The 13799-nt window shown below is 71.9% G+C and carries 12 protein-coding genes and 1 pseudogene; 8 read left to right on the top strand and 5 right to left on the bottom strand.

Translation table 11 applies throughout. The features are described 5' to 3' along the window. Window positions 1–42: 42 nt before the first annotated feature. From K8Z49_RS36440 to K8Z49_RS36430, 3 genes are all read right to left on the bottom strand, one after another. Complete coding sequence (locus tag K8Z49_RS36440) at window positions 43–840, bottom strand: VanW family protein (protein WP_021599747.1); 798 nt, start codon at window positions 838–840, stop codon at window positions 43–45. A gap of 231 nt (window positions 841–1071) precedes the next feature. Continuing rightward, window positions 1072–1302 (bottom strand): DUF6158 family protein, encoded by a 231-nt coding sequence (locus K8Z49_RS36435; RefSeq protein ID WP_021599746.1) that lies wholly within the window; start codon window positions 1300–1302, stop codon window positions 1072–1074. Between the two features lie 88 nt (window positions 1303–1390). Next, window positions 1391–2974 carry a bifunctional phosphatase PAP2/diacylglycerol kinase family protein gene (locus K8Z49_RS36430; RefSeq protein ID WP_235206558.1) on the bottom strand — a complete coding sequence of 528 codons (1584 nt, stop codon included), beginning with the start codon at window positions 2972–2974 and terminating at the stop codon, window positions 1391–1393. A 140-nt stretch (window positions 2975–3114) separates the two neighbouring features. Here K8Z49_RS36430 and K8Z49_RS36425 point away from each other — a divergent pair, with 140 nt between their 5' ends. The 7 genes from K8Z49_RS36425 to K8Z49_RS36395 all read left to right on the top strand — a co-directional run bounded on the left by K8Z49_RS36425 (window position 3115) and on the right by K8Z49_RS36395 (window position 10080). Beyond that, on the top strand, window positions 3115–4086 hold the full coding sequence (locus K8Z49_RS36425) for an ABC transporter permease (RefSeq protein ID WP_024936392.1): 972 nt from the start codon (window positions 3115–3117) through the stop codon (window positions 4084–4086). After that, a complete protein-coding gene (locus tag K8Z49_RS36420) occupies window positions 4079–4870 on the top strand; it encodes an ABC transporter ATP-binding protein (RefSeq protein WP_021598578.1) in 792 nt (263 codons plus the stop codon). The genes K8Z49_RS36425 and K8Z49_RS36420 overlap by 8 nt, the downstream gene beginning before the upstream one ends. 145 nt (window positions 4871–5015) lie before the next feature. Continuing rightward, window positions 5016–6473 (top strand): ABC transporter substrate-binding protein, encoded by a 1458-nt coding sequence (locus K8Z49_RS36415; protein ID WP_024936393.1) that lies wholly within the window; start codon window positions 5016–5018, stop codon window positions 6471–6473. 6 nt (window positions 6474–6479) lie between these two features. Further along, window positions 6480–7568 carry an ABC transporter ATP-binding protein gene (locus K8Z49_RS36410; RefSeq protein ID WP_021598576.1) on the top strand — a complete coding sequence of 363 codons (1089 nt, stop codon included), beginning with the start codon at window positions 6480–6482 and terminating at the stop codon, window positions 7566–7568. Further along, complete coding sequence (locus K8Z49_RS36405) at window positions 7565–8509, top strand: carbohydrate ABC transporter permease (RefSeq protein WP_021598575.1); 945 nt, start codon at window positions 7565–7567, stop codon at window positions 8507–8509. Before K8Z49_RS36410 ends, K8Z49_RS36405 begins: the two co-directional genes overlap by 4 nt. An 89-nt stretch (window positions 8510–8598) precedes the next feature. Next, the gene (locus K8Z49_RS36400; protein WP_412516293.1) at window positions 8599–9507 is read left to right on the top strand and encodes a carbohydrate ABC transporter permease; all 909 of its coding nucleotides are present in this window, start codon (window positions 8599–8601) and stop codon (window positions 9505–9507) included. Window positions 9508–9558: 51 nt separating this feature from the next. Then, on the top strand, window positions 9559–10080 hold the full coding sequence (locus K8Z49_RS36395; RefSeq protein ID WP_075023508.1) for a YbhB/YbcL family Raf kinase inhibitor-like protein: 522 nt from the start codon (window positions 9559–9561) through the stop codon (window positions 10078–10080). Between the two features lie 13 nt (window positions 10081–10093). On the opposite strand, the gene K8Z49_RS36390 is transcribed toward K8Z49_RS36395, so the two are convergent. Next, on the bottom strand, window positions 10094–11110 hold the full coding sequence (locus K8Z49_RS36390) for an ArsR/SmtB family transcription factor (protein WP_412516292.1): 1017 nt from the start codon (window positions 11108–11110) through the stop codon (window positions 10094–10096). Between the two features lie 59 nt (window positions 11111–11169). Here K8Z49_RS36390 and K8Z49_RS36385 point away from each other — a divergent pair, with 59 nt between their 5' ends. Continuing rightward, the gene (locus K8Z49_RS36385) at window positions 11170–12363 is read left to right on the top strand and encodes an MFS transporter (protein WP_075023506.1); all 1194 of its coding nucleotides are present in this window, start codon (window positions 11170–11172) and stop codon (window positions 12361–12363) included. A gap of 54 nt (window positions 12364–12417) precedes the next feature. Here K8Z49_RS36385 and K8Z49_RS36380 read toward each other — a convergent pair. Then, window positions 12418–13732, bottom strand: a pseudogene (locus tag K8Z49_RS36380) (KamA family radical SAM protein). Window positions 13733–13799 lie beyond the last annotated feature (67 nt).

The following is a 13799-nucleotide window of genomic DNA, read 5'->3' as shown; positions in this document are numbered from 1 at the left end:
CCCTTCACCCTTCCACCCGGCGTTCCGGGGCCCGTACCGGGGTCAGCGGCACGTCACCTCGGGCTGGGGACTGTACTCGGTGTGGAACTTCTCCCGGCGGACCTTGCGCCCTTCCGCGAGCAGCGTCCGCCACACGTCGATCTCGAAGCCCTTCCGCCCCGTCATCGGGACGCACCGGCGCCCGTTCCCGGCGCCCGTCCCGTGCGGCGTGAACCCGTACCGCTCCGAGCTGCGCGACGTGACCTCGTACCTGCGGTCGCCCCACAGGTTCACGGTCAGTGACGAGCCGGTGTAGGTGACCTGGATGCGCACGGGCGAGCCGGTGTCGTTCTTCCAGGTGAAGTCGAGCCCGGGATAGGAGACCGCGGCCTCCCTCCCCTCCGGGTACTCCGGCATCCACATGGTGTGCGCACGCGCCTTCCGGATGTCCAGCCCGGCCTGGAACACGGCGTTGAACAGCGTCGTGGAGACCTGGCATATGCCGCCGCCCACGTCGTTCACGAGGCGCGCCCCGATGATGGCCGGCGCGGGCACGTATCCGCGGCTCCTGGTGCGCGGGCCCACGACGTCGTTGAACGAGAACGTCTCTCCCGGCTCGACGATGTGGCCGTCCAGCCTCCGGGCCGCGAGCTCGATGTTGCGGACGCGCGGCTCGCCCGACGTGAACTGCGTGGTGTAGGTGCTCATCGGCTGTTCCGGCGCCGCCGCGTCGGGAGCGACCTTGCCGGGGCCGGCGCGGGCGGCCCGGCCGGGGACGGCGAGCGCGGCCGCGCCGTGCTCCCTCGGGAACTCCAGGTACGCGAGCAGCAGCAGCCCCGTCGTCGCGAGGGCCCCCGCCACGATCGGCCACCACCGCCGGGCGCACTCCCGTAACGGCGGCTGGCTCCGCCGGTCCGCCCGTCCTCCATGACTCAGCCGGTTCAGGCCAGGCCGGGTCCGCCCCACAGCTCACACCCCCCGAGGATCCCCCAGGGTGATCCTCCATGGCGGGTGGCGGCCTTCCCCGAACTACGCCCGAGTGTTTACCGGACACAGACGAACTCCCGGGGAACCCGGGGGCCGGAGGTTGCCTCAGCGGGCGCGGGCCCCCTCCCGGAGCCGCTCGGGGTCGATCTCCCGGCCGGGCCGGCGCCGCAGGTACTCGGCCTCCAGCTCGTTCATGCGGCGGGTGTGCTCGCCGTAGGCCTGGTCGGCGGCGTGCCGGAGTGCGTCGAGCCTCGTCTCGTACAGGTGGCCGAGCTCACGGAACAGGTCGTCGTCGTCGAGGTCACCGGGCGGGATCCCCAGCTCGCGGCTTGTCATCGTGCGGTTCCCTCCTTCGCGGGCGCCCCTCCCCTACCCGGACGCCGTCCAGCGAATCGTCGGTTTTCGGCTGCTACGTACCGTGCGTTCAGCGGGCGGCGGGGCGGAACACCGTCAGCGCGGCGGCGTGCTTGCCGAACCGCACCGTGCCGGGCATCGACGACACCTCGCCGTCCCGGGCCAGCCGCAGCGCGCCGTCCATCGCGATGACCTCCAGGCCGGTCGTCCGCCACGCGTGGTAGCCCGGCGTGATGTGCAGGTGCCCGGCGAGGACGGCGGCCATCGCGCGGGCGCGGGGCACCCGTCGGCCGGTGGTGATCATCCGGACGTCCAGCCGACCGTCGTCGAGCCGCCCGCGCCAGGTGGGCGCGGCGCCGTGCGAGCCGAAGACGCCGTTGCCGACGAACCCCAGCCAGACGCGCCGGCGCCGGCCGTCCACCATCAGCTCGACCGGCTCGGAGCGCCGCAGCGTGCGGACGGCGGCGGCCGCGAGCGCCGGCCACTTGCCGATCCGCCGCTCCAGCCGCTCGCGCCGGTCGACCAGCTCGGCGTAGGCGCCGAAGCTCGCCGTGTTCAGGAACAGCCGCTCCTCGTCGCGTCCCCGCCTCGCCGCCACCGGTACGACGTAGGAGACATCGACCCTGCCGACCTCGCCGCTCCGGTAGGCCGCGATCGCCTGCGCGGCGGACTCCACGCCGAGCGCGCGGGCGAAGTGGTCGAACGTCCCGACCGGGACGACCAGCAGCGGGACGCCGTGCCGCACCGCGGCCCGCGCGGCGGCGTTCACCGTCCCGTCCCCGCCGACGGCGGCCAGGGCGGCGGCCCGCTCGACGGCCTCCGCGAACGCCTTGTCGACGTCCTCCCCCGGCTCCAGCCGGACGATCTCCGCCGCGGGCAGCTCGTGCTCGATCAGCGCGACCGCGACCTCCCCGCGTTTCGGCAGGATCCCGGCGCCGGCGTCCCCGGCGGGACCCGACCCGGGGTTGACCACCACGACCAGGCCGCGCCCGTCGCGGGTGACCTCGGCCCGCTCGTCCTCGGCCGTCGCCACCCGCGCCGCCGGCGGGTGCGCGGGCCAGACCACGCGCGTGCCGACCGCCGCGAGCGCGCCGATCCCCAGCCCGGCCAGCACGTCGCCCGGGTAGTGCGCGCCGGTGTAGACGCGGGCGAAGGCCACCGCCGCGGCCGTCGCCGCGACCGGGACGGTCACCGCCCGCGGCGCCTCCAGCGCCACCCCGGTCGCGAACGCCGCGGCGGACGCCGAGTGGCCGGACGGGAAGGCGTGCGAGGTCGGCAGCTTCCACCGGATCCGGATCGGCGGCACCAGGTCCACGACCGGGCGCTTCCGGCGGAACGCCTGCTTGCCCAGGATGTTCACGGCCGGGCTGGCCACCGCGATCGCGATGGAGCCGCGCAGCGCCGCCCGCCGCAGCCGCGGCCGCCCCGCGAGCCCGAGCGCCCCGGCCGTCCCGAACCACAGCACCCCGTGGTCGGCGCACCGCGACAGCCGCGGCAGCACGTACTCCAGGCCGCGCAGCCGGGACGCCGCCACCCGGTCGAACGCCCACCGGTCGACCCGCCCGAGCCTGCGCAGCAGCCGGACGCGCGCCAGGCCCCGCCGGGGTTCCGGCGCCGGCCGCCGGACGAACGAGAACACGGAACGTGACGGCACGGCACTGCGCCGTGAGTGGTTGACGCGCATGGCGGGGGTATCCCCAGGGACGCCGACATGATTCCGTAAAGATCTCAAATCGGGGGTCACATGCGGGCGAACGTCACTCTCGACTCACCGACTGCAATAGGCTTCGCGGCATGAGTCACCCGGAACGGCTCGGTTCCCCGGGTGGCGAGTCGGTCGGAACGATCGCGGAGCTTCCTCACGTGAACGAGACGCTGGCCGACTACGCCGCACGGCACGGGCTGAGGCAGAGCGCTGCGCGCCCCCCGCTGCGCAAGTACATCCAGTCTGTGTGGGCTCGCCGGAACTTCATCTGGGCGTTCGCCTCCGCGAAGAACATCTCGATGTACACCGACTCCCGGCTGGGTCAGGTGTGGCAGCTGCTGACGCCGCTGCTGAACGCGGCGGTCTACTACCTGATCTTCGGCCTGCTGCTCGGCACCAGCCGCGGCGTCCCGGACTTCATCCCGTTCCTGGTGACGGGCGTCTTCCTGTTCGGGTTCACGCAGCGGTCCGTGACGGCCGGGGCGAAGTCGGTCGGCGACAACCTGTCGCTCATCCGGGCGCTGCACTTCCCGCGCGCCACGCTGCCGCTGGCGATCGCGGTCGTCGAGCTCCAGCAGCTCCTGATGGCCCTCGTCGTGCTGTTCGCGATCGTCTTCGCGTTCGGCGAGCCGCTCGACTTCAACATGCTGCTGTTCGTCCCGGTCGTGACGCTCCAGCTGATGTTCAACGTGGGCATCAGCATGGTGATGGCCCGGCTGGGCGCGTTCAACCGCGACATCACCCAGCTGCTCCCGTTCATCATGCGGACGTGGCTCTACGCGTCCGGCGTCATCTTCAGCCTGCCGTCGATGCTGCAGTCCGGCCACAAGCTGGCCGAGTACCCCTGGCTCGGCGAGCTGATGAAGGCCAACCCCGCCTATGTGTACGTCGAGCTGAGCCGGCACGTGCTCCTCGGCGAGTACCGCGACTACGTCACCGGTGACCTGCGGATCCACGAGACCGCGCAACTGTGGCTCTACGCCGTCGTCTGGGCCCTGGTGATGCTGGTCGGCGGATTCATGTACTTCTACCGTGCCGAGGAGCGATACGGCCGTGGCTGACACGAAGGTGCGCGGGACGCTCGAGCTCGACCCGACCCGGGAGCCGATCGTCGTCGTGGACGACCTGCACATCGTCTACCGGGTGTTCGGCGCGGGCGGCAAGGGCAACGCCGCGTCGGCGTTCTCCCGCATCCTGCGGCGCCAGCACCGCCCCTCGATGACCGAGGTGCACGCGATCAAGGGGCTGTCCTTCGTCGCGTACCGGGGCGAGGCCATCGGGATCATCGGCACGAACGGCTCCGGCAAGTCGACGCTGCTGAAGGCCATCGCCGGGCTGCTGCCGCCGCACCGGGGCGGCGTCTACACCGACGGGCAGCCGTCCCTGCTGGGCGTGAACGCGGCCCTGATGAAGGACCTCACCGGCGAGCGCAACATCGTCCTCGGCTGCCTGGCCATGGGGATGTCCCCGGCCGAGACGAAGGCCAAGTACAAGGAGATCGTCGCCTTCGCCGGGCTGAAGGAGGGGTTCATCCAGTACCCCATGCGGACGTACTCGTCCGGCATGGGGGCGCGGCTCCGGTTCGCGATCGCCGCCGCCAAGACCCACGACGTGCTGCTGATCGACGAGGCCCTCGCCACCGGCGACGCCAAGTTCAAGGTCAAGAGCAAGCGCCGGATCGAGGAGCTGCGCAAGGAGGCGGGGGCGGTCTTCCTCGTCGCGCACCAGCTCGACACGGTCAAGGAGATGTGCGACCGCGTCATCTGGATCGACGAGGGCCGGATGCACATGGACGGCGACCCCGAAGAGGTCATCGCCGCCTACATCGAAGCCACCGGTAAGTAGGGCGACCGCCCGGCAGTCTGATACGCGAGGGGCTCGTGTGGCCTGCGTCACTGTAGTGGCGCAGAGTTACCGGATCGTCTCTCGATGAAGCGTCCCGGCGGACTTACCGTCAGAGGGAGACCTTCATCGGTGAGGGAGAGCTCCCATGTCCGACCGGCTCAGAACGCCCCGAGAGGGGACGATCCCCGACACCCTCCGATCCGCCTCCGCCGGAGTGAGCAGACGCGGCTTCCTCTCCTCCACGGCCCTCACGGCGGGCGCGTACGGCCTGCTGGCGGGGTGCGCCAGCGAGAAGAGCGGTCCGCAGGCGAAGAACTCCGGGGACGTGCCGAAGGAGGTGTTCACCGCCCCCGCGAAGAAGCTGAGCGGCTCGCTCAGCATCCTGATGTGGAGCCACTTCGTCCCCCGGCACGACAAGTGGTTCGACACGTTCCTCGCCGACTGGGGCAAGAAGGTCGGTGTCGAGGTCCGGGTCGACCACATCAACACCGTGGACGTCCCCCGGCGGGCGGCGTCGGAGATCCAGGCGGGCCGCGGGCACGACCTCATCCAGCACATCGCGCCGTTCTCGCAGTACGAGCCGTCCGTCCTGGACATGACCGACGTCGTCCAGGAGGCCACCAAGCGGTGGGGCAAGCAGCTGGAGCTGTGCCGCAAGTCCAGCTACAACCCGAACACCCGGCGGTTCTACGCGTACTGCCCCGGCTGGTCGCCCGACCCCGGCGACTACCGCAAGTCCATGTGGCAGAAGGTGGGCATGCCGAACGGGCCGGCGAGCTGGGACGACCTGCTCCGCGGCGCCGCGGAGATCAAGAAGCAGACCGGGGTGCCGTGCGGGATCGGGCTGTCCCCGGAGACCGACTCGAACATGGCGGCGCGGGCGCTGCTGTGGTCCTACGGCGGGTCCGTCCAGGACGAGAACGAGCGGGTCGTCCTCAACTCGGACGCGACCGTCGAGGCCGTCGAGTTCATGGCGCGCCTGTTCAAGGAGGCCGAGACCAGCGAGGTCTTCTCCTGGACGCCCGCGTCGAACAACCAGGCGCTGATCGCCGGGAAGTCGTCCTACATCCTGAACTCGATCTCCGCGTGGCGGACCGCGATGGGCACCAACCGGACGATCGGCGACGACATCTTCTTCGTGCCCGCCTTGCGCGGGCCGAAGGCGGCGATGGCGGCGCAGCACGTGATCCAGCAGTGGATCGTCCCGAAGTACGCGGCCAACCCGGACGCGGCGAAGGAGTTCCTGCTGCACTACACGGCGAACTTCCCCGCGGTGACGTACCACTCGGAGATGTACGACCTGCCGGGCTGGCCGTCGATCGTCCCGCAGCTGAACGGCTGGCTCGACGACGACCCGTGGGGTGCGAAGCCGGCGAACAAGCTGGCCCTGATGAAGACGGCGACGTCGTGGAGCGCGAACATCGGCTATCCGGGACCGTCCAACCCGGCGATCGGGGAGATCTTCAACACCAACGTGCTGCCGACGATGTTCGGCCGCGCCGCCCGCGGCCAGGCGTCCCCGCGGCAGGCCGTCGCGGAGGCGGAGGACCGCGTCAACGCGATCTTCAAGAACTGGCGCGGCCGCGGCCTCGTGGGCGGCTGACCCCAAGTGAAGACGGTTGAGGTCAAGGGGCTGGTCAAGACCTTCGACGGGCATGTGCGCGCGCGGCGCCGGCGGCCGGACCGCGCGCGGGGCGCGGCGGTGCGCGCGCTGGACGGCGTGGACCTCGCGGCCGAGCCCGGGGAGTACCTGGTGCTGCTCGGGCCGTCCGGGTGCGGGAAGACGACGCTGCTGCGCACCATCGCCGGCCTGGAGCAGCCCACGGAAGGCGACGTGCTGATCGACGGGAACGTGGTGAACGGGCTTCCGCCGCGGGTCCGGCAGATCGCGATGGTGTTCCAGTCGTACGCGCTGTACCCGCACAAGTCGGTGCTCGACAACATCGTCTTCCCGCTGCGGGCGGAGGGCATGGCGCGGGACGAGCGGGACAAGAAGGCGCGGTGGGCCGCGGAGCTGCTGGAGATCGAGCCGCTGCTGCGCCGCAAGCCGCGCCAGCTGTCGGGCGGGGAGCGGCAGCGGGTGGCGCTCGCGCGGGCGCTCGTCCGGGATCCGGCGGTGTTCCTGCTGGACGAGCCGCTGTCCAACCTCGACGCGAAGATGCGCGCGACCGCGCGGGACGAGCTGAAGCGCTTCCAGGAGCGGGTCGGGACGACCACCATCTACGTCACCCACGACCAGGCGGAGGCGATGGGGCTCGGCGACCGGATCGCGGTGCTGGAGCACGGCCGCGTCCGGCAGGTCGGGACGCCGCAGGAGGTGTACGACGACCCGTCCGACACGTTCGTCGCGACGTTCATCGGGTCGCCGCCGATGAACCTGGTCCGGCGCGACGACGTGCTGGTGGGGTTCCGCCCCGAGCATCTGCTGCCCGCCGAGAACGTGCCGGCGGAGTCGCGGCTGGCGATGCCGCTGCGGGTCGAGCGGATGGAGTACCTGTCGGGCGACCGGCACGTGTACGGGACGGTCACCGGCGTCGGCGAGGAGACCCGCGTCATCGCGCGGCTGCCCGCCACCGTGGCGACGCCGCTGGAGTCCGGGGAGACGCACGAGTTCGCGGTGCCCTCGGAGCGGCTGCGGTTCTTCGACGCCGGGTCGGGCGCCCGGACGGCGGCGGTGCCGCTGGGGGACGCGCCATGACCCACGCGCGGACGGGTCCGAAGCCCGCCGCCGCGGCGGTGCCCGAGGCGCGGGCCAGGGCGGGGCTCGCCGACCGCGAGGGGTTCCTCGCGTGGGTGATGCTGCTGCCGTCGGTCGTCTACATCATCGCGCTGGTCGGCGTCCCGTTCCTGCTGGCGATCGCGTTCGCGTTCTCGGACGTGACGACCGGCGACCCGTCCTTCGACTTCGTCGGGGTCCGCAACTTCGACGAGATCTTCGCGGACGGGGTGTTCTGGCGGTCGCTGCGGAACACGCTGGTCTTCACGCTGGTCAGCATGGTGCTGATCGTCGTGTTCGGGAAGATCCTCGCCAACATCCTGGTCGCCGACTTCCGCGGCAAGTGGTTCGTCCGGTTCCTGGTGCTGCTGCCGTGGACGACGCCGGTGGCGCTGTCGACGATCTCGTGGCTGTGGTTCCTCGACTCGATCTACTCGCCGGTCGACTGGGTGCTGCGCCATCTCGGGCTGATCGACGCGAACGTCGTGTGGCTGGGCCGTCCGGGCACGGCGATGGCGTCGGTGATCGCGGTGCAGACATGGCGGCTGACGCCGCTGGCCGCGGTGATCGTGATGGCCGGGCTGGTGGCGATCCCGCGCGACATCGACGAGGCGGCGCGGATCGACGGCGCCGGGTTCTGGCGGCGGATGTTCGAGGTGACGATCCCGCTGACGCTGCCGGTGATCGCGGTCGCCGGGCTGTTCGGCGCGATCATGACGTTCACCGACATGACCGTCCCGTACGTGCTGACCCGGGGCGGGCCGACGCACTCGACGGACGTCCTCGCGTCGTGGGCGTACTTCCGCGGCATCGAGGGCGGCGACGTCGGGCAGGGCGCGGCGATCGCGCTGTTCCTGTTCCCGCTGCTGCTCGCGGGCGCGGTCGCGATCCTGCGCGCGGTCCGAAGGCTGGAGGCCGGATGACGGAACGCAGCAAGCGCAGCGAGCGGAGTGAGGGCATCCGGCGGCGGTCGCCGGGGGGTGTGGGGGGTCGCCCCCCACAAGGTGATCGGATGACGGAACGCAGCGAGACGGCGGCGACCACCACCGCGCGGGAGACGGCCGCGCTTCGGCGCAAGTACGCGCGGCGGCACGCGGCGGCCCGGGCCGGCGTCTACACGGCGGCGTTCCTGGCGGCGCTGGTGTGCGCGCTGCCGTTCCTGTGGAGCGTGGTCAGCGCGTTCAAGATGAACCAGGACCTCTACGACCCCGAGAGCAACCCGTTCTACTTCAACGAGCCCGCGACGCCCGACCACGTGACGTTCCTGTTCTCCGACACGCCGTTCCTGACGTTCGTGGTGAACACGCTGATCGTCGGCGCGGCGGTGGTGGCGATCACGCTGCTGCTCGCCCTGCCGGCCGCGTACTCGCTGGCGCGCCTGGACCGGCCGTGGGGAACGCCGATGGGCATCGCGATCTTCATGGTCTACCTGGTGCCGCCGTCGCTGCTGTTCCTGTCGCTGACCCGCGTGGTGGTGGCGCTGCACCTGGAGGACACGCTCTGGTCGATGATCGTCGTGTATCCGACGATCACGGTCCCGGTGTCGGTGTGGCTGCTGATCGGGTTCCTCAAGGCCGTCCCGAAGGACGTCGAGGAGCAGGCGATGGTGGACGGCTACAGCCGCCTCGGCGCGTTCCTGCGGACCGTCCTGCCGCTGGTGTTCCCCGGCATCGTGGCGGTCGTCGTGTTCAGCTTCACGCTCACGTCCAGCGAGTTCGTGTACGCGCTGGCGTTCGTGTCGGCGAGTCCGGAGATGGTGGTCAGCACCGGCGTGCCCACCCAGCTGGTCCGCGGGGACGTGTTCTTCTGGCAGTCGCTCCAGGCGTCCACCGTGATCACGGCGGTGCCGATCGCGTTCCTGTTCAACCTGTTCCTGGACCGCTTCGTCACCGGCTTCACCATGGGAGCCGTCAAGACCTAGGGGGCCCTGATAGAGATGGAGGGACACGAAGATCTGATGTAGGAGGTCGCCATGCCCGGCAAGCCGCCGCTTCCGCACGAGTACCTGCCCGAGGTCCCGTCGTTCACCGTCACCAGCGACGACATCGCCGACGGCGAGCGGCTCCCTGACACGCATGTGTTCGATGACTGGGGTTTCAGCGGCGGCAACGAGTCCCCGCACCTGAGCTGGTCGGGCTTCCCCGCCGAGACCAAGAGCTTCGCGGTGACCTGCTTCGACCCGGACGCGCCGACCGGCAGCGGCTTCTGGCACTGGTCGCTCTTCGACATCCCCGCGACGGTGACCGAGCTGCCCACCGGCGCCGGCACCGCGGACTCGAAGATCGGCGTGCACGCCCGCACCGACTACGGGACCAAGGCGTTCGGCGGCGCCGCGCCTCCGCCCGGCGACCCGCACCGCTACGTGTTCACCGTGCACGCGCTGGACGTGGAGTCGCTGGGCCTGGACTCCGACACGTCCCCGGCGGTCGTGGGCTTCAACATCACCGCCCACACTCTGGCCCGCGCCACGATCGTCCCCGTGTACGGCACCTGAGCCGCCGACCGTTTCAGAGGCCGTCCCGGAGCGCCGGGGCGGCCTCCGGCGTCTCCGGGGGCGTTCCGGCGAGGACGTCGCCGATGGCGGTCCGCCGGTAGAGGACGGACCGGCCGCTGCGCTCCCGCGTGACGAGCCCGGCCGCGCGCAGCACCGCGAGGTGGTCGCCGATCCCGCCGAGGCTCATCCGCAGCCGCGCGCTCAGCCAGGTGGTCGTCGCCGGGTCGGCGAGGAGGCGGAGCAGGTCGGCGCGGGTGCGCCCCACCAGCTTCGCGAGCGCGTCGGAGTCGTGCGGCGGACGGGTCTCCCAGAGCGCCGCCACTCCCCTGGCGCGGTACATGAGCGTGTAAGGCCAGTCCTGTTCGAGCGCGGCGCCCAGGTCAGAGAAGATCACGGGCACGAACGTCAGCCCGGCGCCGCCGAGGCGGAAGGTGGCGTCGGCGCGGATGTCCGCCTCGATGACCCCGTCCCGCCACCGCACCTGCCGGGACAGGCCGTCCAGCGCCTCCGCCCAGCCGTAGGCCGCCAGGCGCCCGGCGCGGTGCACGATGTCGCGTTCGAGGATCGACCGCAGCACCGGCCAGTCGGGCTCCAGCAGGACGCGCCAGGCGGTCTCCAGCCCGGTCGCGAGGCGGTCGACCACGTCGGGGGCGTCCAGCACGTCCCGGACGGCGGCGTCCGGTTCCGGCAGGCCCGTGAGGTTGCGGGGGATCTCCCGGCGCGCCTGGTCGAGCGGCGTCGCCCGCACGACCGCGAGCTGGTCGGGGACGGTCAGGTTCGGCCGGGCGGGCGGCGGGACGACGAAGTCGGCCATGTACCCGTGCGGGCGGCGCAGGAAGGCCAGCGCGCGTATCGCCGGGTCGCCGGCGATGCGCCGGTACGCGGGGCGGGTGCGCTCCACCCACGGGCCGAGCGGCCCGACGGGCATCCGGCCGGCGAGCAGCCCGAGCGCGCCGTGCACCTCGATCAGGGGCGCGATCCCGAACCGGCTGGCCGCGAGGTCGCCCGGCCCCACCTCGATGCGGTACATGTTTCGCTCCTCCCCGAAACATTGTCCGGCACGGGGGCGGCGGCCCCAGAGTCGCCGTCATGATCGCTCCTCCCGCCGCTTCCGCGCGCTACCGCGACGTGTTCGGCGTCGCCGAGTTCCGGACCCTGTTCTCCCTCCAGACGCTCCAGGTGGGCGGCGACTCGGTCCGCACGATCGCGCTGTCGGTGCAGACGTTCGAGCGGACGGGCTCGCCCGCCGCGGCGGCGCTCGTGTTCGCCGCCGGGATGCTCCCGTACGTGGTGGGCGGCGCGCTGCTGCTGTCGCTCGCCGACCGCGTCCCGGTCCGGCGGCTCCTCACCGGCTACCACCTGCTGCGGCTCGCGGTCACGGCCGTCCTGGCGGCCGGCGGGCTCCCGGTGCCGGCGGTCATGGCGCTGCTGGTCGCGGTCGGGCTGTTCGCCCCGGTGGGCGGCGCGGCCGTCCAGGCCCGGCTGCCCGCCCTGCTGCCGGGGGACGGCTACGTCCTCGGCCGGTCGCTGTTCACGATGACCAGCGCGGGCGCCCAGATCGCCGGGCAGGCGGCGGGCGGGCTGCTGCTGTCGCTGGTGACGCCGTCCGGGGCGCTGTGGCTCGCGGCGGCGGGCGCCGCGGTCGCCGCCGGGCTGGCGCGGTTCCGCCTCCCGGAGACCCCCGCGGCGTCCCGGGCCCCGTCCTCGGGGACGGCGCGGACCACGTGGCGGGTCAACCGGCGCCTGCTGGGCGACCGGACCACGCGCGGTCTCCTGCTGGCCGGCTGGCTGCCGATCTCGTTGTCGGTCGGCTCCGAGGGCGTGGCCGTTCCGTACGCGGGCGGCCTGGGCGACCCGGACGGGGCCGGCCTGCTGCTGTCGGCCGCCGCGGCCGGGATGTTCGCGGGCAACCTCGTGGTGGGCCGCTGGGTCCGCCCGGACCTGCGCGAGCGCCTCACGCTGCCGCTGGCCGCGCTGACCGGCGCGCCGCTCCTGCTGTTCGCCTTCACTCCGGGGCTGGCGGCGGCGTGCGCGCTGATGGCCGCGGGGACGGTCGGGCTGGGCTACGAGCTGGCCGTGCAGCGCCGCCTCGTGGACGCGGCGCCGGAGGCGATCCGCGGGCAGGCGATCGGCCTGTACGGAAGCGGCCTGATGACCGGCCAGGCCGCCGGGATCGGCGCGGCGGGCGCCCTCGGCGAGTTCCTGGCGCCCGGCGGCGTCATGGTGCTCTGCGGCGCCGCCACGCTGATCGCCTGCCTGCTCCTGGCCCGCCATCTCCGCTGACGGGCGGGTGGCGTGTCGCCCTCCCGGGAGGGCGACACGCCACCTGTGCGACGGCTACTTCTCCCAGGGGAAGCGGTCGGTGAAGGCGGGTTTGAGGTCGTCCAGCCAGACCGCGTCGGGGTCGTAGTGGGCGAAGAAGGGCTTGCCGACCAGGTCGGCGTCGCGGCACTGGATGAAATGCAACGCCAACACCTTGTGGCCCATCACCTCCCACCACACCGTCCACGCAGACCTTGCCGGGAGTGGCCGACATCGACGGGCCCCGCACCGTCCGCGCCAGCCCCGAGACGTTCTTGTAGGCGTCCCGGAAGATCTCATACGCCCGCGCCAGCGGTACCGCGAAGTCCTGCGGGCCGGTGTCACGCTCGACGAACATGTAGTACGGCACCAGCCCCAGCCGGGTCTGGGTCCGCCACATGCCCTCCCACACCGCCGGATCATCGTTGATCGTGCGGATCAGCGGCGCCTGCGTCCGGATCACCGCGCCGGTGTCGCGGATCCGGCGGCACGCCTCGGTCACCATCAGCGGCTCCAACTCCCGCGGATGGGTGAAGTGCGCCATGAACGCCAGGTTCTTACCCGACTCCACCACCTGCTCGAACAACCGCAGCATCGGCTCGGCATCGGGATCGGTGACGAACTTCTGCGGCCAGTAGGCCAGCGACTTGGTCCCGATCCGGATCGATTCCAGCTGCTCCAACTCCAGCAGCGGCTCGATGTAGCGGCGCAGCACCGGCTCACCCATGATCATCGCGTCGCCGCCGGTGAACAGCACACTGGTCACCTGCGGATGCGCCAGCAGGTAGTCGCGCAACGCGGCCGGCCGGTCCCCGGCCATCTTCAGATCGGCCTCGCCCACGAACTGGGCCCACCGGAAGCAGTAGGTGCAGTACGCGTGACAGGTCTGCCCCTGCTTGGGAAAGTACAGCACCGTCTCGTCGTACTTGTGCTGCATCCCGGGGATCTTGCCGTCCCCGAAGCTGGGGATGTTCAGCTCCATCTGCCCGGCCGGATGCGGGTTCAGCTTCATCCGCACCCGATGCGCCGCCGCCTCCACCTCGGCCTTGGGCGCATCGCGCCGCAACAGATCCGACAACACCGCCACATCCTCGGCCGGCAGCATGTCCTCCTGCGGGAACACCAGCCGGTACATCGGATCATCGGGCGCCGCCGACCAGTCGATGAGCTCCTCGACCACATAGGCGTTGGTCCTGAACGGCAGCACCGTGGCCACCGCCCGGGTCGCCAGCCGCTGCTCGGGCGACAACCCCGCCCGAGCGGTCAACTCCTCCAGGTGCTTGGCCGTGAAGGCACGGAACTTGCGACCGGTGGATCCCACCGCGGGAGCCGCGTCGTTCACCAGTGTCACGTGTTGGTACTCCTTGCTGTCAGCGGGGAAACGCACAGCCGGCGGGAAGCGCACCCCCGGTGCGTCG

The sequence above is a fragment of the Actinomadura madurae genome (assembly GCF_047130825.1).
Lineage (GTDB): Bacteria > Actinomycetota > Actinomycetes > Streptosporangiales > Streptosporangiaceae > Spirillospora > Spirillospora madurae.
Note: the sequence above shows the minus strand (reverse complement) of the source record. Positions and strands in the feature narration are given on the sequence as shown.

Bases quoted from the DNA above. Each gene is read 5' to 3' on its own strand.
- K8Z49_RS36435 (WP_021599746.1), bottom strand. From the start codon at position 1,302: ATGACAAGCCGCGAGCTGGGGATCCCGCCCGGTGACCTCGACGACGAC.
- K8Z49_RS36425 (WP_024936392.1), top strand. From the start codon at position 3,115: ATGAGTCACCCGGAACGGCTCGGTTCCCCGGGTGGCGAGTCGGTCGGA.
- K8Z49_RS36415 (WP_024936393.1), top strand. From the start codon at position 5,016: ATGTCCGACCGGCTCAGAACGCCCCGAGAGGGGACGATCCCCGACACC.
- K8Z49_RS36405 (WP_021598575.1), top strand. From the start codon at position 7,565: ATGACCCACGCGCGGACGGGTCCGAAGCCCGCCGCCGCGGCGGTGCCC.
- K8Z49_RS36400 (WP_412516293.1), top strand. From the start codon at position 8,599: ATGACGGAACGCAGCGAGACGGCGGCGACCACCACCGCGCGGGAGACG.
- K8Z49_RS36395 (WP_075023508.1), top strand. From the start codon at position 9,559: ATGCCCGGCAAGCCGCCGCTTCCGCACGAGTACCTGCCCGAGGTCCCG.
- K8Z49_RS36390 (WP_412516292.1), bottom strand. From the start codon at position 11,110: ATGTACCGCATCGAGGTGGGGCCGGGCGACCTCGCGGCCAGCCGGTTC.
- K8Z49_RS36385 (WP_075023506.1), top strand. From the start codon at position 11,170: ATGATCGCTCCTCCCGCCGCTTCCGCGCGCTACCGCGACGTGTTCGGC.